The sequence below is a fragment of the Roseovarius sp. SCSIO 43702 genome (assembly GCF_019599045.1).
In the GTDB taxonomy this organism is placed as follows: domain Bacteria; phylum Pseudomonadota; class Alphaproteobacteria; order Rhodobacterales; family Rhodobacteraceae; genus Roseovarius.
Genome location: NZ_CP080623.1, coordinates 1264753 through 1290834, shown reverse-complemented (window position 1 = coordinate 1290834; position 26082 = coordinate 1264753). Strand labels below are relative to the sequence as shown.

Below are 26082 nucleotides of genomic sequence, written 5' to 3'. Positions count from 1 at the left end.
CCGCGGGCGTCGGCCCGGGCGCGCTCAGAGGAGACGGAGTTTCGGAGGGCGTTCGTTCAGTCCCGGCGCACGGCTGACGTGGATTGCCGCGGACGGGACGTCATGACTGGCGGCGCCGTGAGCTTGCCCGGCTTCCCCGCCTGCCGAAGTCAGGAAGGCCGAGAGGCCTGCGCAGACGAACTCGCACATCTCGGCATCGGCCGACCCAGAGTGCTCTCCAGCTTCACAGCCGAGGCCCGAAATGACCGGCGAGTGCATCATGTCGGCGACATGCATCGCGTGATCCACACCGGAATTCATGCTCATGCGTGTCGCATGCGCGGAGGTCACCGTCGTCACCACGGTGATCGCGAGTATGGCAAGCATGGTGATGACACGTGCGATCATGCTGCAAAGATAGGCATTGCTCACGAGAATGTCCATTGTGACAGGCGCCTCGCCGCTGGCACAACGTGGTCTCGACCAAACGCGAATGTTATTCCGCAGTGATCGGGGACAGACGTCTTGAAAAAGCTCTCCGAAATACTGTCGGGATCGGTCTGGTCGTCGGAGGTGTGATCTTCGCGGTCTTTGCTGGCTGGCGTTATGCCGGTACCGCATCCACCGCCGTGGCGTCGGCGGACATCATCGCGCAAGGACGCCAGATCTATGCGGATCAGTGCGCCGCCTGCCACGGCGCGGACCTGGAGGGCCAGCCCGACTGGCGTACGCCGCTCGCATCCGGCCGGTTGCCCGCACCGCCGCACGACGAGAGCGGCCACACATGGCACCATCCCGACGAGGTCCTGTTCCGGATCGTTAAGGAAGGCACCGCCGCCGTGGTCGGTGGCGGATACGAGAGCGACATGCCCGGCTTCGCAGACGTACTGAGCGATGCGGAGATCCGTGCCGTGCTCGACTACATCAAGAGCACATGGCCGGAGCGCGAGCGCACCTATCAGTTGGAAGTCTCGCGCTCCGGATGAGGGGGCACGAAACGGAGGCCGCATCCGGTATCCTTCTCGTCCGGTTTCAAGGACAAGAAGGGGCCCTGTAACGTTACTTGGAACAACGGATTTGTAACACTGAACTTCAGTCGTAATTGGATCTTTAGCGGTCTTCGACCGCGACGAACCGGAGTTCGCCGCCAAGAGACTGCACCGGATTGCCGAGCCTTACCGCATTGAGACGGAGATCCGTGGCATGGGTGCCTACCAACGACTGTCCGCTCGTGACGCCCGTAGCGGACTCTTCGTCGCTGAGTTCGGAGCCTGGCTGCAGGCACAACGTCTCCGAATTTCGGCCAAGTCACGCCTCGGCGAGAAGCTGACCTACATCCATCGCCAGTGGGGCGGTCAGCAGACATTCATCGATGACGGCCGCGTCGACCCCGACGCCTACCTGTAGGTCTGCCTCGAAGCCATCTCTGCTGACCACCCGGCGAGCAGGATTGGCTCACTGCTCCCCTGGGATGTTAAGCCGTCTGCTGATCCCGCGTGAGGCGGAGACATCGCTTGCGAGGCCGAAATCTAAGAGCGTCCGTTCGTTCAATTGCGGAGAAAGCTCGCTTTGCCCGTATGGGCGGCGCTGCGACGAGGCGCAGCGAAAGGTGGGATTAGGTTCCTTGGTCCGGCGCAGCCTTCAACGACCGCTTCCGTGATCTGCGCCGCGGCGCAGAACCCTGCGTGCTGCGGTTGCGAGCGACTCCATCGTCAAGCTGCAGTTGCATCGGTAAGTCGCCGAACGACCGGAAAGTCCGCACTGCTGACCTTGGGCTGCCAGAACATGCTGCACTTGGCCGCGAATGACTGGTTCGGGGTAGCTGCGCGGCAGCGATGGGCCGGCCCTCGAGCGGCAGCTCAGGGCCGGCCGCGACGGACCGGCCCCTGGCGCTCAGATCTCTACCGACTCTGCGATCGCAAGCGCATCCTCAAGCTCGACGCCGAGGTAGCGCACGGTGCTGTCCATTTTTGTGTGGCCAAGCAAGAGCTGCACTGCTCTAAGATTGCCAGTCTTCCGATAAATCTGCGCAACCTTGGTGCGGCGCATGGAATGGGTGCCGTAGGCGCTCGGCTCGAGACCGATAGCTGTCACCCAGTCCCGGACGAGGCGAGCATACTGCCGCGTCGAAATGTGAAGCCGTTCGTGAAACCTTCCCGGCCAGAGATGCTCCGACCCGACCATTAACGGGGATTCGAGCCAAGCTTCGATTGCCTTGCGGGTCCCATCGGTAATCTCGAAACTGACGGGCCTGCTTGTCTTGCTCTGAACTATCGCAGCGCGGTGCTTTACCTGCCCCGCCGCGTAGACGTCGGCGACCTTGAGCCGTACCAAGTCGCAGCCACGCAATTTGCTGTCGATGGCGAGATTAAATAGCGCCAGTTCTCGGGTCCGATGGGCGATCTCCAGCCGGACCCTGATAGCCCAAACATCCTTCGGCTGCAGCGGACGCTTCTGGCCGACGATGCGCCCTTTGTTCCAAGCGGGCCGGCAGGCACGGATTGCTGGTAGGTTGGCGGTAGACATGGCGGTTCCTCCACTCCACCGGCCCCACCACGTCCTCGGAACTTCGCCGACGCCCAACTATACCATCGATCTGCGGCGAAGGTCGGCTTCGAGCCCAGACTCACCGATGCTGCGGGGCGCGCGAATGTCGGCTTTCGTCCGGCGCGTCGCACCATGATGGAGTTAGTCAGCTTCCACCAAGTCACTCCGGGCATCGCGGATGATCATCCACGACGAATGCAGGAAAAGCCCCGCGATCGCGAACGCAACGATCAGGTCGGGCCATGCACTGCCAAGCCACGCGACCAGCCCGGCGGCGATGACCACGGCGAGGTTGCCGATGGCGTCGTTGCGAGAGAACAGCCAGACGGCTCGCATATTGGCATCACCCTTGCGGTGCTTTAGCAGCGGCAGCACCGCGAGGATGTTTACGATCAGCGCACCTACCGCGAAGGCTCCCATCAACCCGGCTTCTGGCGTGGTCTGGTTGAGGACACGCCAGAGCGTGCTGCCGACAACGCCAAGGCCCAGAAAGCCCAGAAACACGCCTTGGATCATCGCCGACCGCGCCCGCCATGTCAGGCTCCAGCCGATGGCGAGCAGGCCCAGAAACGTGATCGCACCATCGCCCAGAAAATCGAGCGCGTCTGCCTTCAGCGCCTGCGAACCGGACAAGAACCCGCCGAACATTTCGACCACGCCGTATCCGAGATTGAGCGCGACCACGATCCAGAGCGCGCGGCGATAGCTCGGGTCCTTGTAGGCCGGATCGGACGATGTATCGCCGTCCTCGATCTTCTCGAAACCGTAGCCGGTCGCGTCGAGCGCGGGCCGCACTTTCGGCAGATCGCCGTCCGCGATCCGCAATGTCATGATGTGGGTGGCGGCGGACACTTTCACGTCGCCTTCGGCCACGCCCGCAGACCGGGCCGCGCGCTCGATCTCGGCGGCATCTTTCGCGCAGTCCATGCCTTGCACCCGCATTCGGATCGGGGAGGAGGCTGTCGCCAACTTGCTGTTATCGGGCTGGCTCATGTGCGATCCTTTTTGTGGTGGCGGGCGAAAAGGTACGCTGCTAACGTATCAGTGGATAATGATATGACAGCGCAAAACATTCAAGACGATCTTTCGGCACCCGATACACTGGAACTGCGGGCAAAGCTCTTCCGGGGCCTAAGCGATCCCAGCCGTCTGACGATCCTCGATGCGCTGGTGTCGGACGAACGCAACGTGCAGGAAATCGTCGGGCATACGGGTTTGGGTCAGCCCAACGTCTCGAACCATCTGCGCTGTCTGCTGGAATGCGGGCTGGTCAGTCGCCGCAGCGAAGGCCGCTTCGTTCGGTATCGTCTGGCGGACAGGCGGGTCGCCGATCTCATCCGTGATGCAGATCAGCTACTTGCCTCGACAGCCAACGGAGTTGATGCCTGCCAAAGCTATACGGACTAACCGGCGCGACCTGCTGCAATGTCCTATCGGTGCGCCAAACCTGAAGCAGCCATCTGCGCATCCGCAGCGAATGCACCCTTTGTCCCGCTCAGCGGACCTTGGACCTTGGAAAATGCTGCGCGACGCGCGAACGACTGCTTCGGTGAAGCTGCGCCGCGGCGTTGTCTCGCGGCCCCAAGGTCGGCAATGGGCCGATCTTAGCTATCCGGCTGTCACCTTCTCATAGTTTTGTGATGCGACGCGATTGGATGAATGGTGCGACTTCAGAGCCAAATTCTAATCTGCGCAAGTTTCCCGGAAGTGGGCGGCTGCCGAGTGTCAGCTGAGAAGCGCCTTTAGATTGTCGATGAGCAGGGAATCCATGCCCTCACGCTCCATTCCAAATAGATTGGCAAGGCTGTCTCTCGCTGGCATTACGTCGGCTGACGCGCGGTCGGTTAGTTCTTGATGGGTGAAAGGGCCGTCTGTCTCCGTCAGAATTCGATCCTTTGGAAGTGACCCTACGATCTTAACGGATCGATCGTTTGCCATCATCGCAGCATTTATTGAAAAATAGCATCCCATCTCTGCGGCTCGCCGGGCCTCGGCGGCGGATCCGGTGAACCAATGAAGCACGACCCTACCCGTTCCAATTGGCAATCTCGCCTCGATCATGTCGAGCACGACTTTCGCGCAGCGGACGCTATGCACCGAGAGTATTTTGTCACCAGCGGTGGCACACGCGCTCAAGATCTCCGCGAAGACAGCTTTCTGCCGATCGAACGATCCGTAAAACCTTCGGCCGGCGTCCAGACCCACTTCACCGACATATCGTGTCGTGGGAAGGTATTCTTTCCAGACCGACAATTCTTCCGCTCGATCGGCCACGAGTTGCGGATGAAGCCCGAGTGCCGCCCTCACATACTTCGTGCGATCCGCCAATTCCTTGTTGCGCGGGAAAGCTTTCGGAGTCGTCGTCACCGTCAGCGTAAACACGCGTTCCCGCTCGCGCTGCGCGACCGCTGCTGCATGATCAGGGTACAAGTCCAGATGGCAATGGAAATCGATCAATCGTGTGGTTCTGCGATCGGTCATGAGGGCGCCGTCTTCACACCGTCCAATATCTCCCTAACCTCTTCCAATCCCCGGCGATAAACGTCCGCATAGGCATTGATCCTGTCGGGATGGTCGGACAGTGGGCCAGGTTTGTGGATCAGCAGACGCGCAAGTTCGGGACGGCGCGCTAATCGTTGGATCGCCAATTGAAAGGACCGCACCTGCTGTCCTTCGGCTTGGCGCGTGTCTAACGTATGCGCCAGTAGATCCGGGATCCCGTACTCCGTTGGGTCGCCTTCAGCCAGTGAGGCCCGCCGGATCAGGCAGGGAAGGCAATATCCACAATGCCCTTGCGGCTCACCTTTCCATCGCGCTTTCGCGGGAGACGAACAGGACAGCGAATGCTCGACGGCTTCATTCAGGACATCGCGATTAGCGCATTCGTTCACCATCTCACGCTTAGTCTTATCCCAATAAGGGTTCACGAGTACGCCATCGATCCCGAGTGCGGCCAGGAGTTCGTTCCAACGAGCCATGTAAAAGGGATGCGTCGTGCGCGTGCTCAACGCGCCCAACCGTAGCCGGTCGAGAGGCACGTTCAAGGCGATGAGGCCGTTCTCGGGCACCCGCAAAACGAACTTCTTGCCGAGACCGGCACCCGCCGCCACACCAAGGGAGAAGAACAAGAAGGATCGCCCGCGTGTGGTGCTCTCGGACTCGACACCTTCGACGAGGCCGCCTCCGAACGTCATCCAGATGCGCAGCCGGTCGAATGCAGCGTCGGGATACGTGTCTTTCAGGACCTCGTAACAGTTTTCTTGTGATTTGCTGACCGCACCTTCACCGGCATGGCTCACGAGCAAGGGTATGTCGCCGGCTTCGAGAGTATCGATCGCGCCGACCAAGCTGTCGAGGCCGCCGGAGAACAAATTGATCGCGTTGAACGGCACCGGCAGCAAAGGTTGCGGTCGCGGCTTCGCGAGCAACTCCCTGGCTTCGGGGCGCGCCCTGAAGCCGACCTGCCATCGATCGCCCGTCAGGAAGTCGAGGGCACGCTTAATGATGGCCGCCGCCCCTGTCCAGAGCGTCGGATCGCTCACCGGCACGACAAGCCTGATCTCTCGAGACCAGCCGTCCTGTGACTCTGTGCTGCGCGCGAGCCGCGTGTCGGCAGCATGAATATGAGCGGCCAGCACCATCAGATCGACCGCGACCTCGTCGGGTCCGAGATTCAAGTCGGCCATGTCGGAGAGGGCGTAGCCGATCCCGTGTCCGAGACGGTTGCCGACCAAGAGATCGAGCTCAGACACGACCTCATCGGTCGCCGCCGGGACGCCGACGTTGTCCCCTGACCCGAACCGTCCGATCAAGAGATGCCGTCTCATGGCTCGGCCTCGCTTTCTCCGAGCGCCTCGAGCATCTCGAACGCCGCCTCGTACACGCTGTCCACGAAACTCGAGACCTGATCCTGCGAAAGTGCACCGATATCGACCCCGGACGCATTGACCGCGTCGCTCACGCCGCGCTGTATAAATTCAGACAATTGCGACTCGATACTCTCGACCGTCCGGGCATCGGCCGGCATCGTCACGACACGCGTGCCGATATCGTTGCAAATCCGCGCCTCGATGGTGTGTGACGCGTAGAGTTCGAAGACGGTCTGGATTTGCCCCGATGTCAGCCCGTCGATATCGGTTATACCTGCGTCCGCAAGATCGGCGATAGTCTCGATGAATGCGTCACGGGCAATACCCTCGTCGATCGATCCACCGTCGGGACAGACGTAGTCCGCCAACCCGGCGAAGATTTCCTCCACCGGGCGACCTGCGAGACTTTCGAGGTTGAGCGACCGCAGGGCCTCTTGCGCGCCATTCGCCCGGGCATTTCCCAAGAAACCGAGCAAGCCCGAAGCGGTGTTGCGGGAAGATCCCATCCGGCGCGCGGCCGACCCGGCTCCGCCTGCCGAACGCGACACATATTGCGACACCGCCCTACCGAGGCTCCGCCGGTCGCTACCACCCGACCCGGCGAACCGCGTGAAATTGCTTCGTGCCGAACGAAACCGATCGTTGGTCGGGGCCAGAACCACCGGCGGGCGGTCTGCGGGCGCGGCAGGCGGCCCTGAGGGCGTAACGTCCGGCGCGTCGTCATCACCGCCATCGGCCGGTGCGCCATCTCCGTCAGGCGCGTCTCCACCCGCCTCACCGTCGCCGTCTCCGTCCAGCCAGCTCGGGACCAACGGTGTGCCGCCAGAAGCCCCCCCGAATGCGTTCGAAGTCCCCATCAGCTCCCCCTTTTGCCCGTGCGCGTCGCAGCGCTCGCAGCCGCCCTGAGGGTCTTGGACCCTGTCTCCGCCCAGCCAGCGAGCAGGCCGTCGAGACGGGTGACGAAATCGCTCCCCCTGATCACCCCAGCCCAGCCCGAAGCGGCCCAAGGACCGCATCGATCAGCCGGCAAACTCTCAAGCATGTCGAGGAGGTTTGCCTGCAGGATATCGTGTGCCCGTACGAGCACCGTCATCCCAGCCACACCGGCTGGTTGCGTCTCGAACGAATCCCCGCCCATGATCCGGCCCCGCAATTCCTCGAACACCTGTCCCGCTTCGGCAGGCGCTAATTGGCGCAACTCACCCTCGTATGCTTGGACCGCCAGCTTAGAGCCCATCAGCTTCTCGACCACCGCGCTCAACCGACCAAGCACGGAGGCGGCCCCAAAGTAATCCTTTCGATCTTTCGCGACGAAAAGATAGGGCCGTAGATCCTCTTCCCCGATCTTGGGCGACAGCCTCGCCCAAGACCGGATGACCTCCGACCCTTTCCATTCGGAAAGCATCGCGCTGTCGAAGTCTGGTTCGGGTTTCTTCTGCCCATCTTCCCAGGACGCGATTTTGGACCCCTTAGCGGCCTTCTTCTTCGGTTTCTCGACGGGAGGGTCATCGGCCTCTAAGCGCGCGAGATCCTCGCAGCGCCCATCTTCATCTTTCGCCGCGACCGTTGCGATCTGGTCGAACAATCGCGACATGAACCGTTCTGCGAGCATTAGCTTCGCCAACACCGGCAATCGGACATCGCGACCGAACCCTCTGGCTTGGGCGGTCTGGCTTCGCAGGAGCAGAGTGTTCAGGAACCGCTTGATCTGCCGCGGATTGCCCTGCGTCCCGCTGGCGAGAATGGGACCGATCTGGTCACTGAGCGTGAGTGCGTTGGACACCCCGGTGTCGAGGTTGCCCAGGGTCTTCTTCACCGTGGCCGCATCGAGACCGCCGGCTTCCCACGGCTTCTTGAGCTGTTCGCGCGCGACCGCGATCAGTTTCGCATAGTCTTCATCGCCTTCGCCGAGTTCCGCACCGATCAATAAGAGCGTCACGTAGATGCGGGTCTCGGTCTCGCCCAAGGCCGGTATTCGGAACGGCACTTGGATCAGCTTTTCGAGATAGTTCCGCGCATAATCGCGCGGACCCGTCGTATCGGGTAATTCGGGGAAGTGCTTGCGGACGGAATATTCGATCATCGCTTCGTCCGCCGCCACGATAAACGCAGTGCTATTCGTGAAAACGAACAAGCGGACCGCTTCCAATGTCTCGATCGCGATATCGGGCAGACACCGATCGAGATCGTCGATCAGCACGACCAGCTGTTCAACGCCTGCCTTGTCGAGCAACTCGTCGAAGGCTTTCCGAAATGCACCGATCTCCTCCGGTAAGCGTTTTGACTCATCCGGCTTCAGCAAGCCTTGCACGCCATCCAGCGCGGCTTCGTATTTCTCCTTGGTAGCGAGTTCGGTCGGATCGTCGAGTAAGCCTTTCACGCTGCCAATAGCTGCGCGTATTTGATCGGGATTAGGTGTCCCGGACAAAGCCGTGAAGGCAAGGCCGCCGCCATGCCGCGCGACCTTGAGCCAGTCGATCCGTCTAAAAATATTTTTGACTGCCTCCCCGGCTTCAGTCGCCAACGAACGTTGCTCGATCAGCTCCGTCACGATTCCTTCTATAAGGGCGATCTTCGCGTCCTCGAAACCTTGGAAACGCCAGCCGTTGAATTTGATACAAAGGACATCATCGCTACCGCTCAATGCGTCATCTATCATCTCCAACACGCTTGATTTGCCTGCGCCCCAATCGCCGTGCACACCGATCGTCACAGCCTCGTCAGGCCGCTTTCTAAGAAGTTCGATAATCGTTTTGGCGATCGCCTCGTTGTTGAGGAGATCTACTTTTGTTTCGTTGTCTGTCAGAATCAAAGATGCATGCCCGTTACTAAGCTCAAAGCCGAGAGCGGTCTAAGCGCAGACCTATTGTTTTCATCAGAACAAACGAAGCGGGGATGATCAATGGCTGTCACAACCTGTAGCTTAGGCGGCCAGTCTCATCTTGTGTCTACCGGCACCGTTTGCCTTCCAACGGAGCGTGCAATTGCATGCATCATAGGCTCCGTTGCCCAAGTGAAACTCGAAGCCCCTGTGGTTGGATATGCCATACCACTTCTCTACCTGATGCCTGAACGCAAAGTGTAAGGCCCACGCTTAATGACCGCAATGTTGAGCTGCATCGCAGCATCTCCCGCACAGTTAGACGGCAGGAGTGGGCCGCAAGTAAACGTGTGTTCGCCCAGGTAAGTCGCAGAGGCGTTGCATGTTCGTTGTGGCACTGTATCTTGCGATCATGGAACTCACATACCCTATCAATCTCGTTGGTTTTGAGAACGGTATCGAGCGCGGTGACGTACTGACGCACGATGGTGAGTATCTCGGCGTTTGGACATTTATCAAGGATGAAGACAACGAAACTGGTGTGCTTCACTTTTTTGCAGACGGGGAAAGTGAGCCGATATTCACCGAAAATGTTCCCGTTCTGAGTAGTGGCATGCGGACCGGTATGGCCATGAGCGACCTATGCCGCTCCATCCGAGACTGGCACGAAGCTTAGGAGCGTCTGAAAAACCTCGCCCTCTCAGCGGTTTGGGGTAGACTTGGCGGGACCACGAAGGACGCTCGCCGATGCCCAAGCAGCCCGCCTTTCCCGGCCTCCGCCACGCGATGAAGAAGAAGCAGACGCGGCGGGAGAAATTCCTCGCCGAGATGGAGGCGGTGGTGCCTTGGACCCGGCTCCTCGCGCTGATCGCACCGCACTACCCGAAGGCCGGCCCGAAGGGCGGACGTCCGCCGATGCCGCTGGAGACGATGCTTCGGGTGTATTTCCTCCAGCAGTGGTATGCCCTGAGCGACCCGATGGCCGAGGAGATGCTCTACGATAGTGACGCCATGCGCCGGTTCGCGGGGATCGAGTTGGGTGACGACCGCATACCGGCCATCTGCTGGAGAAGAACGCGCTGACGGAACAGCTGTTCGCTGAGGTGAACGGCCATTTGGCCGATCAGGGGGTCACGCTGCGCTCGGGGACGCTCGTAGTTGCGACCATCATTGACGCGCCGTCGTCGACCAAAAACGAGGCCCGGGCCCGCGACCCCGAGATGTCGTCCACGAAGAAGGGCAACGACTGGTTCTTCGGTATGAAGGCGCATGTCGGCGTCGATGCCGACAGCGGGATCGTGCACAGCCTGGAGACCACGACGGCAAAGGTCCACGACAGCAAGGTCTGGGACGAGCTTCTACACGGCGCGGAGACGTCGGTCTGGGCCGACAAGGGCTATGTCAGCGCCACGCGGGAGGCCGCGTTCGCCGGCCCCGGCAAGTTCTGGGGCATCATGAGGAAGGCGCCGAAAGGCGGCGCGCTGCACCCCATCGACGAGGACATCAACCGGATCATCGCGATGGTCCGGGCGCGGGTCGAACACCCCTTCCGCGTGCTCAAGCGCCAGTTCGGCTATCTCAAGACCCGCTACCGCGGCCTCGCCAAGAACAGGGCACAGCTCTTCACGCTGTTCGCCCTTGGCAACCTGTTTCTCGTCCGACGGAGGCTGATGGCATGAGGCGGAGTCCGCCTCCAAATGCCGATTTCGGCCGTTCCGGCCGAGAAATCCGCCGAAATGGCCCGCGCAACCGTCCGAGACGCCTCACTCAGACCACGCCTGCCCAGAAATCGGCGAAGCCGAGGCGGTAGTTCAGACGCTCCCTTAGACGAGAAAACATCACGGGCCGCGACAGCGGTGACGCGAGTGCTGCGAAAGACCGGTTCGGGGAAGTTGCGACGCACCTGTGGCCAGTCTGGCGAATGACCGGAGAGGGCCGCTTGCTGGCCCTTGAGCACAGGCTTATGTCCTCTATCGGTCTCGAAAGCCTACCTCAGGGAGGACCACTTTTTGGGGCGCAGGCTACACCGCCTATTGTCACATTCAATGATCCAACAGGCCCCCATTTTTCGGCTGTTGCTATTTTCTATAGAAGTACGCCTTGTTCCGAATATTCTGCCACCAAATCTTCGTCGAACTCGATGCCCGACATGGCGCCCAAGTCCCTAACGATCCTGACCAAGTGGTGCGCCGTGTTCAGTTCCCGCCAGCCAGTCGCGTCGCCGCAAGTTTCGGTCAGCCCCTTCGCGTTTCGCCAGATACGGTCGTCCGCAGGTGAGAAGCCCCTGCCGCTGTACTCATTGCTCTCGATGATCTCCTTGCAGACGTCGCGCATCGTCGGCGTGAAAGCTCCCGAGTCGCTGCCCCTCACCACCAACGTGTGGGTTTTTCCGGTGTAGCGCAGGTGCGGCCTCGGCCTTCCGCCTCCCTTGCCCTTCGGAAACACCATCCGCCCGCAATCCGCGCCAAAGTCACCGTACGCCAGTCGATCCGGTTGGACGCCAGTCTCTTTAAGGGCCGCCTGGAAGGTGGTCCACTCCGCTCTGGGGATCAACGTGCGCTCGTTGGCACCGACCGGCAGCGTGTCCGGGTACGCCGACGCTTGGTAGACGATTTTGCTCCACCGCGCCGCGCCGTCCAGTTGATCGAAGATTTCGCCGATAGCAGGCGCGAAGTCGGCACCCAGGGGAGCCCCGGTGAAATCCACGAATAGGACACAGTGTTCCGACCGGACGCCCATTTTCTCCACCGCCTCGACCAAAGCGGTGGGATCAACTTCCTCGAAGTCCATGTAGATGCCCGCCCTGACGTTCCCGTCCTGAACGAGCGCCTGGCGGGCCGGGTTGGTCAGATCGGCGATCGTCAGGACCGGAAGCAGGCGGGAATTTACGGACGTGGCGATGCGGAAGAGCGTCGCTACCCCCTCGTCGCCGAGGGCGGCCGCGGCGAGTTGCGGGTCGAGAAACGCACGCTGGTGGGGCCAGCTCTTTCCGAGGCGCTCACCCATCATGTAGGCGATCTCATCCAGCGTTGGTATGCGCCCCTTTTCGGGGTCTGGCTCGGTGGGAGGCGGCACCACGAAACGAGGGCAAACGTGCCCCTGATAACGGGCGGCCAGCCTACCGCAGGCAGCGAACTCGCCGGGTTTAGCCCTGAGGGCGGGGTAGTATGGGAGCATCACTCTTTCCTTTCTGGGCTTCGCCCAAAAACAGTTTCCTCACGGTGTTCCTCCCGATCTTGTTTGCGAACAGGGACCACTCGCCCCGTTCTTTGCGTATCCGCCCGAACACAATCGCCGGATGGATATCTAACTCGTTGGCGAAGCGCTCGATGACCGCAGCCGACTTCGCGATGCGGGCGGTAGAGCGCCGCCAGCGTTCTTCTGGTATAAGCAAGTTAGAGGCGAAGCGGTTGGCCTCCTCCTCCTGTTCATCGACCGATGCCTCTTGGTCCGTTTGATCGTAGAAGCCTACGGCCAGGCCGGTTGAGAAGTGAAGCGTCACGTGGGCAAGTTCGTGCATCAACGTGAACCAGAAGTTGTCTACCGTGTCGGTTCTGACGGTCATTCCGATGACCGGTCTCCCATCCACAATGAACGCCGCGCCGTCGATCTTGAGACCGGGAACCTGTGGCTCCACAATCAAGACGATGCCGTGGCTGGCGAGTACTTCAACTGCCTGGAGCGGCCCGTCAGGTTCTTTGCTCAGGCGGACCAGGTCGGGAATCCACTTGAGTTCAAGCGGCTCGTGAACGTCTCCGACGCCCGCGAATACCTCGCGCGCCCTTGCTGTGACCCTGGCGCGCCAAGCGTGGAGCATGACGTCTTCGGTGTGATCCACAACGTTGAGGCCAGTGCGGAGAAGCCCGGGGCTTCCAAAGTCGATCCGGTTCTCCGCGATGTAGCGACGAAGTTCTGCCTCGGTGAAGTCCTCGGCAAACCAGCCGTTCTCGCGCCCATGCTTGAGGATCTTCTTGATTTCGGCTTTCGACACCCCATCGATGACCTTGTCCAGCCCGCGGAGTTCCGGTTGGTCGGACATGTCTGCCCACGGGCGCACGCCGAGCAGCGCCGCCACGCGATGGTAATTCTTGAGGCTGATCTGAGCATATCGCTCAGCTTCCCACCGCTGGACCTGTTGCTCCTTCACGCCGAGGCGCCACGCCAAGTCCTTCTGAGAAAAACCGTTGGCGATCCTCGCCACAATGAGCATCAGCCCAAGGTCGCGATTTACCAGTGCTTTAAGGGCGGTGGGGCGTTGGGTGTCCTTGGCCTCTTCGTATGCCTCGACTGATTGGGTCAGGCGCTCGCGCTCGGCCTTCATCATGCGCGAGACTTGAGAAATCACCTCGGGCGGCAGCCCGGCAACAACCGGCTCCATCGCGTGTTCCGAACTCAGTGCCTCGGTTAGACGAGAAATACGGGCGCGTGTTTCCCGCGCTTCCTTCTCGTTCAGAGTGATTCCGTTCATTGCCATCCCTCAATGTACCCAACTTATCTGTTGCGTGCAACTGCACAACGGATAAGTTGTGTTCAAGAGCTTGTGGCCAGCTAATTTTGCCTTCTTGCTCATAGGGACGTCCACGCCGTTTTTGCGCACTACGGCCGCGACGCTGGCCACGCTGCGGACCGAGGTCTTGGCGTTCGGAAACTTGGCCACGACCCTATCCCCAATAGGCAAGTACCCGAGGTCGGGCTCTACAAGGATTTCGTTCATCGGCGAGCCGATGGTCCGCCTCGGCTCGAGGCCGTGCATCTTGGTCGCCGCCGCAAATTTTCTTGGGGGTGTTCTTCGACGCCGGCCCGCAGAACGGCTTGACGAACCTGTCGTAACGTGTGCGCAGCGAGTTGACGTTGTGAATGTGGTAGCAGCCTGCCGCGACGCGGGTGCCTGGATCGCTGCCCACGACAAAGTGCTCCACGCCGCGCGCCGCTGCGAGATCCTTGTATCCATTGCCTCCAGAGTCTGACGGCCCATCAGGCATCACCGACCTTGCCGCTAATGAGACCAAGGTGTGGGCGCAACCCCATCAAGGCCAGGGCCCGCGAACCGATCAACAGGCCGGATACATATGAGCGATTTCCGATGCCGCGCCGCTTTCTCGATTTCGAACAGCAGCCGGCACATGCAAATGGGCCGAACGCGACAGGCATGCCATGCTGCAACTACGGAGGCTACTACGGCCAGCGCGGTCGGTGTGGGGTTCTTGACCTGGCTACAGTTATTTCGTCCTGCCACATCAATTTGCCAAAGCACTGATGACCGACCTCCAAGCCAATCACCTTCAGTTTTTTCCGTCATCCGAGGTCACCCATCCGGACAGGCATTTCAACATCAAAGCGTCATCATCTTCGACGAACGACCCCGTTGCGAGAAAATCAGGAGTTGGCGAAATTTTCTTCTTCGTCAGTCGAGAAGACGGCCAATGTCCAACTCGACCGGCCTGAAAGACCAGCCCTTTGCTCAAGGCGCATCACGCTCGAAGGAACATCCTATGACGATCTTCTGGAAATTGCCCCCCGGGATGCTTGCGGAAAAAACTTCGAATCGCCTGTCGAACACATGACTGACAGGGTGAAACCCGGTGCCTCGGAAAAAACTATCTCATGATCATGCTACTCGAGGTAGTAATTGAGGGGAAACCATATGCTTCGACGTGAATTTCCCTTGACTCTGCGTGGCTGCCGTTCGCTCCATTATGTCAGATCGTCCGCATGAAGCTTGAAGAGGTTATGAGCGCCTCATCTCGGCAAGGAGATGTCTCCGTGCTGATCTGGAATATTTGCTTTTGGAGGTCCAACTCGTGGATTACTCAGATACTTCACGTGACAATATAGATTCTCAAATTCCCTCAAGGGAGTCCAGTCCAAAAGTAATTGAAATAGACTGGGAAATCTATGCAAGGCAATTAGACGATTCAAATCTCAGCGAGGCGCGGAAAGAAGAATTTGTCTCGGCACTCTGGTCCATCCTCATCTTCCTATGGGGCGCGGGCTACACTACAAAAGCTGTGGACTTGGAAGACGGCGTTGATCAGGACGCGTAGATGGAGTGCTGTGCAACATCTCGCTAAGAAAATGGCCCAAAATTCTCAATAGTATAAGCAAATCTAAGGAGGTAAGCGATGAGGACGGGTTCAAAGGCAGCCATCTACGCCCGTGTTTCCACAAAGCGACAAGTACAACAGGGCAACGGTCTCAATTCTCAAATTAGCTCCTGCCGAGAGTATTGTCGTCAGAATGACTTTGAGGTCGTTGAGACATTCACTGACGATAGCACCGGCGGGTCAGACAATCGAGAGGGTTTGAAAGATCTGAAAAACTGGATCAAGAAAAATAGGAAAGACAGTATTGTAATTGTCGTCGACGCTATCTCACGTGTGGCTCGTGATGTCGCGATCTATCAAAATATCAAAAGATATGCGACTGACCATGGAGCGATTTTTAGGTCACCCACATTTACATTCGAAGATTCTCCTGCTGGCCGCTTCATGGAGACGATCCATGTTGGGATGGGCCAATTTGAGCGAGAAGACAATGCTGCGCGTGTTAAACGTTGCCAGAAGGCACGACTGTCTGACGGCTACTGGTGCCTGGCGGCCCCGATCGGCTATCGGTCAGCCGGAAAAGGCAAACCCATAGAACCCGATGGCCTCTCTGGCATTGTCCGCGAGGCACTCGAAGGCTTCGCCAGCGGTCGCTTCGAGACCGCTGCATCGGCAAAGCGGTTTGTTGAAGCTCAACCGGAGTTCATAGCGACCCGAAAGAGCCCCGTACTCGGGAACGGAAGAATGGAAGGGATGCTGCGCAATCCACTCTACGCTGGATACATCGACTATCCAAAATGGTCGATTTCCCTTCGAAAAGGCAAGCACAAGCCCTTGATCAGCTACCCGACTTTTCAGCTCATCCAAGAGCGGCTCGACGGAAATTCGCGCGTACATTCTGGGAAGGAGACAAGCGAAGATTTTCCTTTGCGCGGCTTCGTGCTGTGCGATGATTGTGGCCGACCGCTAACCGCAGGCTGGAGCCGGAGCAAGAGCGGCAAAATGTACCCCTATTACCGGTGCTTCAACAAGCGTTGCGACAGGCAGGGCAAATCAATCAACGGCGACAAACTTGAGGCGAATCTTGTCAGTCTCCTATCCGAGTTACAACCGCATGAAACCGTGGCCAAAGTTATGAAAAGGATGTTGCGTGACCTCTGGGAGCATAATCAAGCCGCTACCTTGGATCGGCGCCGCGACTTGGAGAAGCAAATCAAGCTTCTTCAACAAGAGCAGGAAAAGCTCCTCGATCGGATCGTCGAAACCGAAAACGACTCGGTCGCCTCAGCATACGAGAAGCGCATAGCACAATGTCAGAAGAAACAGGTGATCTGCAAAGAGAAGCTCTCAGATCTTGGCAAGAGTATCGGCAGCTTTGATGAGATGTTTGAACACACTTTGAAAGTAATCTCAACCCCCTGTGATATATGGAAAAAAGAGAGCTATGAGTGGAGGATTGCGGTCCTGAAAGTCGTGTTCTCTGAAAGGCTCAGGTACTGCCATAAATCAGGACTTAGAACACCGGAAACCACCTTTCCCTTCAAAGTGTTACGGGGTGAAGAGACCGCAAAAGATAATCTGGCGGAGCGACAGGGATTCGAACCCTGGAGACGGTTTCCCGCCTACACACTTTCCAGGCGTGCGCCTTCGACCACTCGGCCACCGCTCCGTTGACCGTGCTTCTAGCGTCAGAGACTGGGCGGCTCAAGGGCATTCCGAGCGGAAACCACGCCCCTTGCCGCCGCGTCTCGTCGCATGCCGCTACCGGCTGTCACCTTCGCCATCTCCCGGGGCCATGCTCCCATCTGCTGCATCCTCGTCGGTCAGTTGGGCCGGGGCGGTGCGGTCGCTTGCGGCCTCGTCCGGCGCCCGCTCGGATATCTCATCGCCGCGCGGCTCGCCTCTCCCCTGGGTGAGCGCTTCGGGATTGCGCAGCCAGATGTCGCGCTGCGCGAACGGGATCTCGATGCCCTCCTCGGCAAAGCGGCGGGCGATCTCGTGGTTCATCTCGGATTGCACGCGCAAGATCCAGTTCACGTCGCGCAGGATCGCCCTGATCTCGAAATCGAGCGAATCCGCGCCGAAACGGCGGAAAACCACGTAGGGCGCGGGGTTGGCGAGAACCATCGGATGACCTTCGCCAACCTCGAGCAGGATCTTCTCGACCTTTCGCGTATCGGTTCCATAGGCCACGCCGACCGGCACGATCACCCGGCCCACCGTGTTGCCGCGCGTGTAGTTCGTGACCGTGCCGCTCACGAAATCGGCGTTCGGAATGATGAGGTCGGACCGGTCGAAGGTCTCGATCCGGGTCGAGCGGACCGAGATCTCCTTCACCGTGCCGTGCAGACCGCCGACCTCGATCCAGTCGCCCTGGCTGATGGGACGTTCGATCAGCAGGATGATCCCGCTCACGAAATTCGAAACGATGTTCTGAAGCCCGAAACCGATCCCGACCGACAGCGCACCGGCAACGATCGCCAGGCTGCTGAGATCGATTCCGGCGGCGGTGATCGCGATGATCGCCGCGAGGAATATTCCGACATAGCCGATGCCCGACACGAGCGCATTGGCGCCACCCGGATCCATCTTCGTCTTGGGCAGAACCGTGTTGCGCAACGTGCCCTGCAAGAGCCGCGTGAGGACGTAGCCCATCGTGAAGACGATGCCGAGCGTGAGAAAGATCGTCGGTGACAGCGTGAAATCACCGATCGTGAAGCCGCGCGTGAACTTGCTCCACATCTCCGAAAGGTCCGCCACCCGCGCGCCCCAGATCAGCGCGAAAAGCGGCACCGAGAGGATCACGATGCCGAACCCCATCAGCACGGGTGCAAGCTCGTCAGAGGTGCCACCGCGGTGCCGTGTCAGAAGGACGTAGATTTCGGCGATGATGCGCTGGATGACCAGAAGGGCGGCGAGCAGCAGAAGCGACAGGAGCGACGGCAACATCATCGAGACCGCCGCCTTGAAATAGCCGATGGCGGCGAGGAGCGGCGAGACGATGGCGAGGATGTAGAGCACCCGTGCCAGAAGCCGCGTCAGGCGATTGCGATAGGTGTCGTAATCTTCGCTCTGTGCCGCCGCGTCGCTGTGCTTGACCAGGATCCGCGCGAGCCGGGCCAGAAGCAGACCCGCCAGGACGATGACCGGGAACAGGATGACGTTCGACGCCTCGACACTCCAGTTGTCGAATTCGGCCGCGCGCTTGATGAAATAGAAGACCGCGATGACAAACCCGAGCGCTCCGCCGTAGAGCCGGCCGGCCTTGCGATCCGGCGCATCGAGTATGAGCGGTAGTCGCAGCTTGTCGCTGCGTGGAAAGCAGCGAAGCGCCAACCACCGCGCGACGAGAAAGATGAGCACCGAAGGCGTAAGAGCCTTGAGAATCAGGTCGCCCTTCAGCCCTACGAGGCCGGATATGTAGAGTGCCTCGCTGAACGCGATGAAGCCGATGAAAGGCACGATGATCTCGCCGGCCGAAACGGCGAGCGTCACGATCCACCGGACCGACAGCGTGTCGCGGGCCATGATCATCCGCACCAGGAGTTCGACCCAGTAACGTCCGCGGACCATCAGGATCACACCGATGATCGCGAGCAGGACCGTGATCGGAAGCTTCTGGCGCGTTTCCGTGTATTGCGTTTCGCTGGCGAGGGACCTCGCCACCTCCTGGCGCACGCCTTCGAAGGCTGTGACAAGCGCACTTATTCCGTCCGGCCAGTGTTCGGGATTGAGCGGCGACGGACCGAGTTCCAGGAATTCCTCCGTCTGACGTTCGCGAATGATCCGGTCGATCGCCTGGATCATCCCGTCAGCACGGCCATAGGCAATCTCCGCCCTCTGGCGGGGCGCTCGCAGCCGCGCAAGCTCCTCGTTGAGCCGCTCGCGCTGCTCGGCGATCTCGGAATCCTCGGAAGTTCCGTCCTCGGGCGGCGGCCCCAGCGCCTGAAGCTGCGCACGGGCCGTTGCGATCGCGTCTGCGTTGAGATTCTGCGCCGAGAAGAAGATGTCACGCCAATCGGCCAGCTGGTCGCGCATCTCTTCGAGCGCGGCCGTCGAGGCGCGGGACGCGTCGATGGCATCCTCCGCGCGCGACGCGATGAGTTCCCACCTCTCGTAATCCGGGCCCTGCGCACGTTGCTGCGCCCACGCGGCGCCTCCTTCAAAGCTCGACCCGAGGAGCGCCGGCGCCGCCCCGAGCGTCACATAAAGAAGCAGCAGGAGGCACCGGATCAGGCGTCTCATTCCTCGAAAACCCCGGGGATCGACCGCGGCGCTTCGTCGAGCCAACCGGGCACCGGAAGACCCTTCTCCTTGAGGAATTCCGGATTGAACAACTTGGACTGATAGCGCGTTCCGTAATCGCAAAGCACGGTAACGATCGTGTGCCCCGGCCCCATCTCCCGCGCCATCTTCATCGCGCCCGCCACGTTGATCCCGGTCGAGGCGCCCATGCAAAGCCCCTCGTGCTCGAGCAGATCGAAGACGATGGGCAGCGCCTCCTCGTCCGTCACCTGGCAGGCGAAGTCGGGCGTGAACCCCTCGAGATTGCGGGTGATGCGCACCTGCCCGATCCCTTCCGCGATCGAGCTTCCTTCGCTCTCGAGCTCACCGGTGGTGTAATAGGAATAAAGCTTTGCCCCCATGGGATCGACAAGGCCGATCTTCACGCCCTTGGGCTGAAGCGCCATGCCGACGCCTGCGAGCGTGCCGCCCGAGCCGCAGGCACAGGCGAACCCGTCCACCTTGCCGTCCGTCTGCTCCCATATCTCGGGACCCGTGGTTTCGATATGCGCCTGGCGGTTCGCGGTATTGTCGAACTGGTTGGCCCAGATCACGCCATTCGGCGCATCCTCGGCGAGTTTCTTGGCCAAACGCTCGGAATACCGCACGAAGTTGTTGGGGTTCGAATAGGGCGCCGCCGGCACCTGCACAAGCTCCGCCCCGGCGAGGCGCAGCATGTCCTTTTTCTCTTCACTCTGCGTCTCGGGGATGACGATCACGGTCTTGAAGCCCATCGAGGCGCCGACGAGGGCGAGGCCGATGCCCGTATTGCCAGCAGTGCCCTCGACGATGGTGCCGCCGGGTTTCAGCTCTCCGCGCTTCACCGCGTCCCGGATGATGTAGAGCGCCGCCCGATCCTTGACCGACTGACCGGGGTTCAGGAATTCCGCCTTCCCCAGTATCGTGCAACCCGTTTCCTCGCTTGCCCGGCGCAGCCGGATCAGGGGTGTGTTGCCAACGGCCTCGGCCAGGTCCTTCGCGATGCGCATGATGAAGCTCCCCTTTTGACGTGCCCCCGATGTAGGCCGGGCCGCGCGGAAACTCAACAGATTGCGCGCAGCCTGTCGCGGTTCCGCGCCAGCCACAGGAGCGACAGGATCAGGGGTCCGTTATCCGCCTCGCCCGTGTCGAGAAGCCTCATCGCGCCTTCGAAGTCGAGCACATGCGTGCGGATATCCTCGTGCTCGGTTTCCAGTCCGCCGCGGCCCTCGGCCTCGTCGGGCAGGTCGCACAGTCCGATGAAAAGGTGAAAATACTCGGTCGAACAACCGGGAGAGCAGTAATGCGATGACATCGGCTCGACATATCGCAGATCGAGGTTGGCTTCCTCCCGCGCCTCGCGTCGCGCGGCGTGTTCCGGCGTCTCGCCCGGATCGACACGCCCCGCCACGGGTTCGAGCATCCACGGCCGGGGATCGCCGCGACCGAACGGGCCCATGCGGAACTGCTCGACAAGGAGCACGCGGTCGCGCACCGGATCGTAGGGCAGCACCAGCGCCGCGTCGGTCGCGATGAAGACCTCGCGCCGGACCCGGTCACTCATGCCCCCGCCGAAGGTGGGATGGCGCAAATCGAACCCGCGCATCGCGTAGAAACCCTCGTGAAGCACCTCCCGCGATCTGACGTCGATGGTGTCCGCGGTCGTGGCGCTGCGCACGTCGGCCGGCACACCCTCGGACGCGGCAAGACGTGACGCGGCCCGCGCGCGGATCATCCCGCGTCGCTCCGCGAGCGTACCCGCCGACACGTGGCCGAACGCGCCCATGATGACCTCGGCCATCACCAGGTCGAGCGCGGCGGCCCCGCCATCCGGATCGGTCCCGTACCGTTCTCCCGATACGAAGCTCAAGCCCGCGGCAGTCGCGTAGTGGTCCAATCGCGCGAGATCTTCCTCACGCGGATCCGTCAGGCGCTTCCCTGAAACATCGCGCCCCAGAACGACCCGGCGCAGGCGGCTATCCCGCAGCGGCCCGCCGAGGATGACATCGGACATGCCGATCAGCTCCAGCGCCTGTGAAACCACTCCGCCAGAAGGCCCGTGACGATCCCTCCGCCGACCAGCAGGATCGCGAGCGGCCAGTTGAGCAGGTACTGACCATAATCGAGCGCGTTGTCGATCATGCCCATGATCCCCTCGACCGGCCCTTTGTATTTCCGGTCGAGCGCCTGCATGATCATCAGGTAGAAGCTTTGCGCGAAAAGCGCCCAGAAGACGAGTCCTCCCACGCCGGTCAATCCCGTGCTGATCGCATCGGTATATCCCGTCCCGAGCCGGTTTCCGATAATCCACCAGCCACAGACAAGGCCGAGCCCCGCGTTGACGTAGTTGAACCATCCGAAGTTGGTCTCGGGCGGCATCAGCGGACGGATAAGGTCCGAGCCGATCCATCCGATCGCGGCAAGGCAGAGCGCCGCGACGAGGCGCGCCGCGGTCGGCATCTTGTCAGAAGGGCGCATGTATCAGCCGGGCCTCGCGATGGTGATCTGGGTCACGTCGCAATGTCCCGCTTTGAACGATCCCGCGCAAGAGGTAAGGTAAAAATTCCACATCCGCCGGAAACGATCATCGAATCCCAGCCGCGCGACCTCGTCCCACTTGGCGTTGAACGTCTCGTGCCACCGGCGCAGCGTGTCGCTATAGCTTTCCCCGAATTCGATCGACGACCTCACGCTCAGGCCCGCCCGCTCGATCTCGCGGCGAAGGGCCGAGGGGCTGGGCAACATGCCACCCGGGAAGATGTGCTTCTGGATGAAGTCGACGCCGTTGCGATACGCCTCCCACCGGGCATCCGCGATGGTGATGATCTGAAGCGTGGCGCTCGCACCCGGACGAAGGCGCTCGCGCACCGTTTCGAAGTAGGTGGGCCAGTATCTTTCGCCCACGGCCTCGAACATCTCGATGCTCGCAATGCCGTCATACGCCCCCCGCTCGTCGCGGTAGTCCTGCAACTTGAACGTCACCTGGTCGCTCAGCCCCGCCTTGGCGATCCGGTCCTCGGCATAGGCCAGTTGTTCGCGACTGATGGTCAGGCCCGTAACCTTCAGGCCGCGTTCCGCTGCGGCATACTCGGCGAACCCGCCCCACCCACAGCCGATCTCGAGCACGTGATCGCCGGGTTTCACGCCCATCTGGTCGACCATCCTCGCATATTTCTGAACCTGCGCTTTCTCGAGGCTTTCCTGTCCGTTTTCGAAATAGGCGCTCGAATATGTCATCGTATCGTCAAGCCAGAGGCGATAGAACTCGTTGCCCAGATCGTAGTGATAGCTGATGTTTCGCCGCGCCTGCCGTTTCGAATTGCGCCGCAGCCAATGGCGCAGCCGCTCGTAGGCCCGCAGGATGGACATACCCGGAAACCCTTCGTAGATCGCCTCGTTCTCCATGGTGAAGAAATCCATGAGCGCCTGAAGGTCGGGCGTGCTCCACCACCCTTCGAGATAGGCGTCGGAAAATCCCATATCTCCCTCGCGGACAAGCCGGGCGAAGCTGTCGGACTCGTGCACATGCACCTCCGCGACCGGGCCCGGCTCGGCGCCTTCCGCGCGAAACACGCGCCCATCGGGCAGGCGCACGTCGATCCGACCGGAACGGGCTTTCTTCAATGTCTCGAAAACCGGCTTGAAATAGCGTGGCAATCCGGCTTCTCCGCCCGTATCTGTCAGAACCATGACCATCCATCTCCTCCCACCGGCGCTCACGCTAGGGTCCCGGCGCACTCATTGACATATGTTTCGGTAAATCACGCCGCGCCGCCCTACCCCTTGCGGTCCTCGTATGCGCCAAGCGCCCGTTCGCGGCCCTTCTTCAGACCCACGACCGGCGTTTCGGGATAGGTGTCGTCGGGTGACATCGACCACGACCTTGGGATCGCGTCGAAATAGGCAAGCGCGTCTTGCCCCGGCTCGTCCTGTCCCTCCGCGATCCAGCGTTTCGGATAGTCGTGACCGGGGTCGAACTTGTCGAGTTGCGTCTCCGGGTTGAACACCCGGAAATAGGGCGCGGCATCCGGCCCGCTCCCCGCCACCCATTGCCAGCCCATCGCGTTCGAGGCCGGGTCCCAGTCGGTGAGGCAGTCGTCGAACCAGTGCATCCCCACCTTCCAATGCGTCATCAGATGCTTGGTAAGGTAGGACGCCACCACCATGCGCGATCGGTTATGCATCTTGCCCGTCACGTACATCTCGCGCATGGCGGCATCGACGAAGGGCACACCCGTGCGGCCCTGCTTCCACGCCTTGATCTCGGCCGCGCGCTCGTCATCCTTCCAGGGGAAGTCATCCCATTCCTCGCGCCAGTTGCGCGTCGCGATCCGCGGCGTGTGGTAGAGAAGGTGATACGCGAACTCGCGCCAGACCAGCTCTTTCAACCAATGCTCCGCCCCCTTGTGCCCCTCGTGCCGCGCGCGCATCCCCGCGTGCCAGCACTGACGCGGGGAAATCTCGCCATAGGTCAGGTTCTCGGACATCCCCGAAGTGCCGTCCACTGCCGGCTTGTCGCGCGCCTCGCGATAATCCTCTATCGAATGTCCGATAAACCAACCGAGACGGCCATGCGCGGCCTCCTCACCCACCCGCTGATAGGGGCGGCAGACATCGGCCCCGCGATTCATCGCGGCGCCGAGATGCCAGTCTTCGAGCGTTTCGCTTTCGGGCCAGCTTTCCGGTGCGGGGATATGCGAGGGCGCGGGCTCTGCCGGGGGCACCTCGCGATCCTTCACGTTACGCCACATGGGCGAATAGACCTTGTAGTAGCCGCCATCCTTGGTCTCGACGGTCCACGGCTCGAAGAGAAGGTGCCCGGCAAAGCTCTCGGCCTCGATGCCGTCCTCCTTCAGCCCCGCCTTGACCGCCTTGTCCCGCTCGATCGCCGCCGGATCATAGAGCCGCGACCAAAAGACCGCGCCCGCTCCCGTCTCCTTGACAAGATCGCGCAGCACCTCGAGCGCCCGTCCCGACCGAAGGATCAGGCCGCTGCCTTTGCGTTCCAGAGCCTCGGCCATCGCCTCGATTCCGAGACCCATCCGCCATTTCGGCGCAGCCCCGAGATCATCAAGCGCCGCGTCGCGCACGTAGACGGGAATGACAGGCCCGCCGCGCCGCACGGCGGCGCGCAATGCGTCGTGATCGCTCAGTCGCAAATCACGCCGCAGCCAGAGTATCGTGGGCGTCGGCTTGCTCATGCATCCTCTCATCCGGGTCTTCGGCAGGATTACGTAGCGCACCCGCCCATTGGATCAAAGAATGTCATCCAGCGCGTTCATGAGCTGATCCACTTCCTCGCGCGTCGTGTAATGCGTGAAGCTGAGCCTCAGCACCCCGTGATCGGGCTCGACGCCCATCGCCTCGAGCGCGCGAACCGCGTAGAAATCGCCGCCCCCGGCCATGACCGCATGCGCGGCAAGCTTGCGCGCGGCCTCGGCCCCCGGCACCTCGGCCTCGACAGCGACCGTCGGCGCGCGCCCCTCGGCGCGTCGCGGCCCCAGCAGGCGAACCGAATTGCGCTCACCCAGGTGGTCGAGCAACGGCTGCAAGAGCGTGCCTTCATGCGCGCGCATCATGTCGTGAACCCCGGCACAGCGCGCGGCCGGATCGCCCCCGATCCCGTGATGATCGGCCAGCAGATCGATGTAATCGGCCATTCCCGCACAGGCCGCCACCTGCGCGTGATCGGGCCCCGCGGGCGTGAACTTCTTGTATAGCGAGCCTTCGTTGAAGAAATGCCCCTGGTTCGGCAACGCCCTAGCGAGTTCGCGGCGGATCACCATGAGCCCCTGGTGCGGCCCGAAAGTCTTGTAGGCGGAGAAGAGGTAGATATCCGGCCCCATCTCGCCCACGTTGCAGAAACCGTGTGGCGCATAGCTCACCCCGTCGACACAGACGAACGCACCCGCCGCATGGGCCAACGCGGTGATCTCCACGACCGGATTGACCTCGCCCACCACGTTCGAGCAATGCGGAAAGCAGACAAGCCGCACCTTCTCGTCGAGGAGCTTCTCCAGGTCGTCGGTGTCGAGATGTCCCGTCTCGGGGTCGATCTTCCACTCGCGCAACTCGAACCCCTCGTCCGCCAGGCGCCGCCACGGCCCGCTATTGGCCTCGTGGTCCTGGTTGGTGACGATGATCGCGTCGCCGGGCTCCATCCACTGCGCGAAGGCGCGCGCCAGAACGTAGGTATTGGCCGTGGTCGATGGCCCGAAGCTCAGCTCGTCCTCCTCCATGCCCAGCATCGCCGAGAGCCGCGTGCGCGCCTCGTCCATCTCCTCCCCCGCAAGGCGGCTCGCCTCGTAGGGCGCGTAGGGCTGCACTTTTCGCTCGCGATAGAACCGCGTCAGCCGGTCGATGACCGGGGCGCAGGTGAACGACCCGCCCGCATTCTCGAAGAATGCCTGCCCCTGCAACGACGGCTCCGCGAAGGCAGGAAACTGCGCGCGGACGAAATCGACATCGAGTGTGCGGTTCATGAGATCTCCCCTTCTGCATTCGTCGGCACAAGACATGAAAGACCCCCGGCACGCAAGCACCGGGGGTCTCGATCGTC

21 protein-coding genes, 1 tRNA gene and 3 pseudogenes are annotated in these 26082 nt (G+C 61.2%); 7 read left to right on the top strand and 18 right to left on the bottom strand.

Annotation, left to right across the window (positions count from 1 at the left end; all coding sequences use genetic code 11):
* Positions 1 to 24: 24 nt before the first annotated feature.
* On the bottom strand, positions 25 to 423 hold the full coding sequence (locus K1T73_RS06195) for a hypothetical protein (protein WP_220603092.1): 399 nt from the start codon (positions 421 to 423) through the stop codon (positions 25 to 27).
* 134 nt (positions 424 to 557) lie between these two features.
* On the opposite strand from K1T73_RS06195, the gene K1T73_RS06190 reads away from it, so the two are divergent.
* The gene (locus K1T73_RS06190; RefSeq protein ID WP_051491831.1) at positions 558 to 965 is read left to right on the top strand and encodes a c-type cytochrome; all 408 of its coding nucleotides are present in this window, start codon (positions 558 to 560) and stop codon (positions 963 to 965) included.
* A 115-nt stretch (positions 966 to 1080) separates the two neighbouring features.
* On the top strand, positions 1081 to 1386 hold the full coding sequence (locus K1T73_RS06185; protein ID WP_220603635.1) for a transposase: 306 nt from the start codon (positions 1081 to 1083) through the stop codon (positions 1384 to 1386).
* A gap of 486 nt (positions 1387 to 1872) precedes the next feature.
* Here the strand turns inward: K1T73_RS06185 and K1T73_RS06180 are convergent, their stop codons facing one another.
* The gene (locus tag K1T73_RS06180) at positions 1873 to 2505 is read right to left on the bottom strand and encodes a tyrosine-type recombinase/integrase (protein ID WP_220603091.1); all 633 of its coding nucleotides are present in this window, start codon (positions 2503 to 2505) and stop codon (positions 1873 to 1875) included.
* A gap of 162 nt (positions 2506 to 2667) precedes the next feature.
* Positions 2668 to 3519 (bottom strand): cation diffusion facilitator family transporter, encoded by an 852-nt coding sequence (locus K1T73_RS06175; protein WP_220603090.1) that lies wholly within the window; start codon positions 3517 to 3519, stop codon positions 2668 to 2670.
* 63 nt (positions 3520 to 3582) lie between these two features.
* On the opposite strand from K1T73_RS06175, the gene K1T73_RS06170 reads away from it, so the two are divergent.
* On the top strand, positions 3583 to 3933 hold the full coding sequence (locus K1T73_RS06170; protein WP_220603089.1) for a helix-turn-helix transcriptional regulator: 351 nt from the start codon (positions 3583 to 3585) through the stop codon (positions 3931 to 3933).
* 318 nt (positions 3934 to 4251) lie between these two features.
* Here K1T73_RS06170 and qatD read toward each other — a convergent pair whose 3' ends face one another.
* Genes qatD through qatA form a run of 4 tightly spaced genes read right to left on the bottom strand, consistent with a single transcriptional unit; the run spans position 4252 to position 9207 of the window.
* Positions 4252 to 5007, bottom strand: a complete 756-nt coding sequence (gene qatD / locus K1T73_RS06165; protein WP_220603088.1) for a Qat anti-phage system TatD family nuclease QatD — start codon at positions 5005 to 5007, stop codon at positions 4252 to 4254.
* Entirely contained in the window at positions 5004 to 6353 is a 1350-nt protein-coding gene (gene qatC, locus K1T73_RS06160; protein ID WP_220603087.1) for a Qat anti-phage system QueC-like protein QatC, read from the bottom strand. The genes qatD and qatC overlap by 4 nt, the downstream gene beginning before the upstream one ends.
* Entirely contained in the window at positions 6350 to 7252 is a 903-nt protein-coding gene (gene qatB / locus K1T73_RS17985; protein ID WP_310794410.1) for a Qat anti-phage system associated protein QatB, read from the bottom strand. Before qatB ends, qatC begins: the two co-directional genes overlap by 4 nt.
* The gene (gene qatA, locus K1T73_RS06150) at positions 7252 to 9207 is read right to left on the bottom strand and encodes a Qat anti-phage system ATPase QatA (RefSeq protein WP_220603085.1); all 1956 of its coding nucleotides are present in this window, start codon (positions 9205 to 9207) and stop codon (positions 7252 to 7254) included. Before qatA ends, qatB begins: the two co-directional genes overlap by 1 nt.
* A 391-nt stretch (positions 9208 to 9598) precedes the next feature.
* Between qatA and K1T73_RS06145 the strand changes: the two genes are divergently transcribed.
* Positions 9599 to 9892, top strand: coding sequence for a hypothetical protein (locus K1T73_RS06145; RefSeq protein WP_220603084.1), 294 nt, complete (start codon positions 9599 to 9601; stop codon positions 9890 to 9892).
* Positions 9893 to 9963: 71 nt separating this feature from the next.
* Positions 9964 to 10895: pseudogene (locus tag K1T73_RS06140) on the top strand (IS5 family transposase).
* A gap of 406 nt (positions 10896 to 11301) precedes the next feature.
* Here K1T73_RS06140 and K1T73_RS06135 read toward each other — a convergent pair.
* Both K1T73_RS06135 and K1T73_RS06130 read right to left on the bottom strand, forming a co-directional pair.
* Complete coding sequence (locus K1T73_RS06135) at positions 11302 to 12393, bottom strand: beta family protein (RefSeq protein ID WP_220603083.1); 1092 nt, start codon at positions 12391 to 12393, stop codon at positions 11302 to 11304.
* Positions 12362 to 13684: an XRE family transcriptional regulator gene (locus K1T73_RS06130; RefSeq protein ID WP_220603082.1), complete on the bottom strand. Its 1323-nt coding sequence runs from the start codon at positions 13682 to 13684 to the stop codon at positions 12362 to 12364. The genes K1T73_RS06135 and K1T73_RS06130 overlap by 32 nt, the downstream gene beginning before the upstream one ends.
* A gap of 1654 nt (positions 13685 to 15338) precedes the next feature.
* Here K1T73_RS06130 and K1T73_RS18040 point away from each other — a divergent pair.
* Positions 15339 to 15782 (top strand): annotated as a pseudogene (locus tag K1T73_RS18040) (recombinase family protein); the annotation flags it as partial.
* Between the two features lie 48 nt (positions 15783 to 15830).
* Here the strand turns inward: K1T73_RS18040 and K1T73_RS06120 are convergent.
* The gene (locus tag K1T73_RS06120; RefSeq protein WP_220603081.1) at positions 15831 to 16127 is read right to left on the bottom strand and encodes a hypothetical protein; all 297 of its coding nucleotides are present in this window, start codon (positions 16125 to 16127) and stop codon (positions 15831 to 15833) included.
* Between K1T73_RS06120 and K1T73_RS18035 the strand changes: the two are divergent.
* Positions 16014 to 16337, top strand: a pseudogene (locus tag K1T73_RS18035) (recombinase zinc beta ribbon domain-containing protein); the annotation flags it as partial. The gene K1T73_RS06120 and the pseudogene K1T73_RS18035 overlap by 114 nt on opposite strands.
* 502 nt (positions 16338 to 16839) lie before the next feature.
* Here K1T73_RS18035 and K1T73_RS06115 read toward each other — a convergent pair.
* The 8 genes from K1T73_RS06115 to K1T73_RS06080 all read right to left on the bottom strand — a co-directional run bounded on the left by K1T73_RS06115 (position 16840) and on the right by K1T73_RS06080 (position 26005).
* A tRNA-Ser gene (locus K1T73_RS06115) sits at positions 16840 to 16929 on the bottom strand.
* 92 nt (positions 16930 to 17021) lie between these two features.
* Complete coding sequence (locus tag K1T73_RS06110; RefSeq protein WP_220603080.1) at positions 17022 to 19505, bottom strand: DUF3772 domain-containing protein; 2484 nt, start codon at positions 19503 to 19505, stop codon at positions 17022 to 17024.
* The gene (locus K1T73_RS06105) at positions 19502 to 20533 is read right to left on the bottom strand and encodes a cysteine synthase A (protein WP_220603079.1); all 1032 of its coding nucleotides are present in this window, start codon (positions 20531 to 20533) and stop codon (positions 19502 to 19504) included. The genes K1T73_RS06110 and K1T73_RS06105 overlap by 4 nt, the downstream gene beginning before the upstream one ends.
* 53 nt (positions 20534 to 20586) lie before the next feature.
* Entirely contained in the window at positions 20587 to 21537 is a 951-nt protein-coding gene (locus K1T73_RS06100; protein ID WP_220603078.1) for an NUDIX domain-containing protein, read from the bottom strand.
* A 5-nt stretch (positions 21538 to 21542) separates the two neighbouring features.
* Positions 21543 to 22001, bottom strand: coding sequence for a TrgA family protein (locus tag K1T73_RS06095; protein ID WP_220603077.1), 459 nt, complete (start codon positions 21999 to 22001; stop codon positions 21543 to 21545).
* Positions 22002 to 22004: 3 nt separating this feature from the next.
* Positions 22005 to 23213: a cyclopropane-fatty-acyl-phospholipid synthase family protein gene (locus K1T73_RS06090; protein WP_220603076.1), complete on the bottom strand. Its 1209-nt coding sequence runs from the start codon at positions 23211 to 23213 to the stop codon at positions 22005 to 22007.
* Positions 23214 to 23299: 86 nt separating this feature from the next.
* The gene (locus K1T73_RS06085) at positions 23300 to 24724 is read right to left on the bottom strand and encodes a deoxyribodipyrimidine photo-lyase (protein WP_220603075.1); all 1425 of its coding nucleotides are present in this window, start codon (positions 24722 to 24724) and stop codon (positions 23300 to 23302) included.
* Positions 24725 to 24778: 54 nt separating this feature from the next.
* Entirely contained in the window at positions 24779 to 26005 is a 1227-nt protein-coding gene (locus K1T73_RS06080; RefSeq protein ID WP_220603074.1) for an aminotransferase class V-fold PLP-dependent enzyme, read from the bottom strand.
* Between the last annotated feature and the right edge of the window lie 77 nt (positions 26006 to 26082).

What these genes read in the sequence shown, in the direction of transcription:
- K1T73_RS06195 (WP_220603092.1), bottom strand. Translation starts at nt 423, where the DNA reads ATGGACATTCTCGTGAGCAATGCCTATCTTTGCAGCATGATCGCACGT.
- K1T73_RS06180 (WP_220603091.1), bottom strand. Translation starts at nt 2,505, where the DNA reads ATGTCTACCGCCAACCTACCAGCAATCCGTGCCTGCCGGCCCGCTTGG.
- K1T73_RS06175 (WP_220603090.1), bottom strand. Translation starts at nt 3,519, where the DNA reads ATGAGCCAGCCCGATAACAGCAAGTTGGCGACAGCCTCCTCCCCGATC.
- K1T73_RS06170 (WP_220603089.1), top strand. Translation starts at nt 3,583, where the DNA reads ATGACAGCGCAAAACATTCAAGACGATCTTTCGGCACCCGATACACTG.
- qatD (WP_220603088.1), bottom strand. Translation starts at nt 5,007, where the DNA reads ATGACCGATCGCAGAACCACACGATTGATCGATTTCCATTGCCATCTG.
- qatC (WP_220603087.1), bottom strand. Translation starts at nt 6,353, where the DNA reads ATGAGACGGCATCTCTTGATCGGACGGTTCGGGTCAGGGGACAACGTC.
- qatB (WP_310794410.1), bottom strand. Translation starts at nt 7,252, where the DNA reads ATGGGGACTTCGAACGCATTCGGGGGGGCTTCTGGCGGCACACCGTTG.
- K1T73_RS06145 (WP_220603084.1), top strand. Translation starts at nt 9,599, where the DNA reads ATGTTCGTTGTGGCACTGTATCTTGCGATCATGGAACTCACATACCCT.
- K1T73_RS06135 (WP_220603083.1), bottom strand. Translation starts at nt 12,393, where the DNA reads ATGCTCCCATACTACCCCGCCCTCAGGGCTAAACCCGGCGAGTTCGCT.
- K1T73_RS06130 (WP_220603082.1), bottom strand. Translation starts at nt 13,684, where the DNA reads ATGAACGGAATCACTCTGAACGAGAAGGAAGCGCGGGAAACACGCGCC.
- K1T73_RS06110 (WP_220603080.1), bottom strand. Translation starts at nt 19,505, where the DNA reads ATGAGACGCCTGATCCGGTGCCTCCTGCTGCTTCTTTATGTGACGCTC.
- K1T73_RS06105 (WP_220603079.1), bottom strand. Translation starts at nt 20,533, where the DNA reads ATGCGCATCGCGAAGGACCTGGCCGAGGCCGTTGGCAACACACCCCTG.
- K1T73_RS06100 (WP_220603078.1), bottom strand. Translation starts at nt 21,537, where the DNA reads ATGTCCGATGTCATCCTCGGCGGGCCGCTGCGGGATAGCCGCCTGCGC.
- K1T73_RS06095 (WP_220603077.1), bottom strand. Translation starts at nt 22,001, where the DNA reads ATGCGCCCTTCTGACAAGATGCCGACCGCGGCGCGCCTCGTCGCGGCG.
- K1T73_RS06090 (WP_220603076.1), bottom strand. Translation starts at nt 23,213, where the DNA reads ATGGTTCTGACAGATACGGGCGGAGAAGCCGGATTGCCACGCTATTTC.
- K1T73_RS06085 (WP_220603075.1), bottom strand. Translation starts at nt 24,724, where the DNA reads ATGAGCAAGCCGACGCCCACGATACTCTGGCTGCGGCGTGATTTGCGA.
- K1T73_RS06080 (WP_220603074.1), bottom strand. Translation starts at nt 26,005, where the DNA reads ATGAACCGCACACTCGATGTCGATTTCGTCCGCGCGCAGTTTCCTGCC.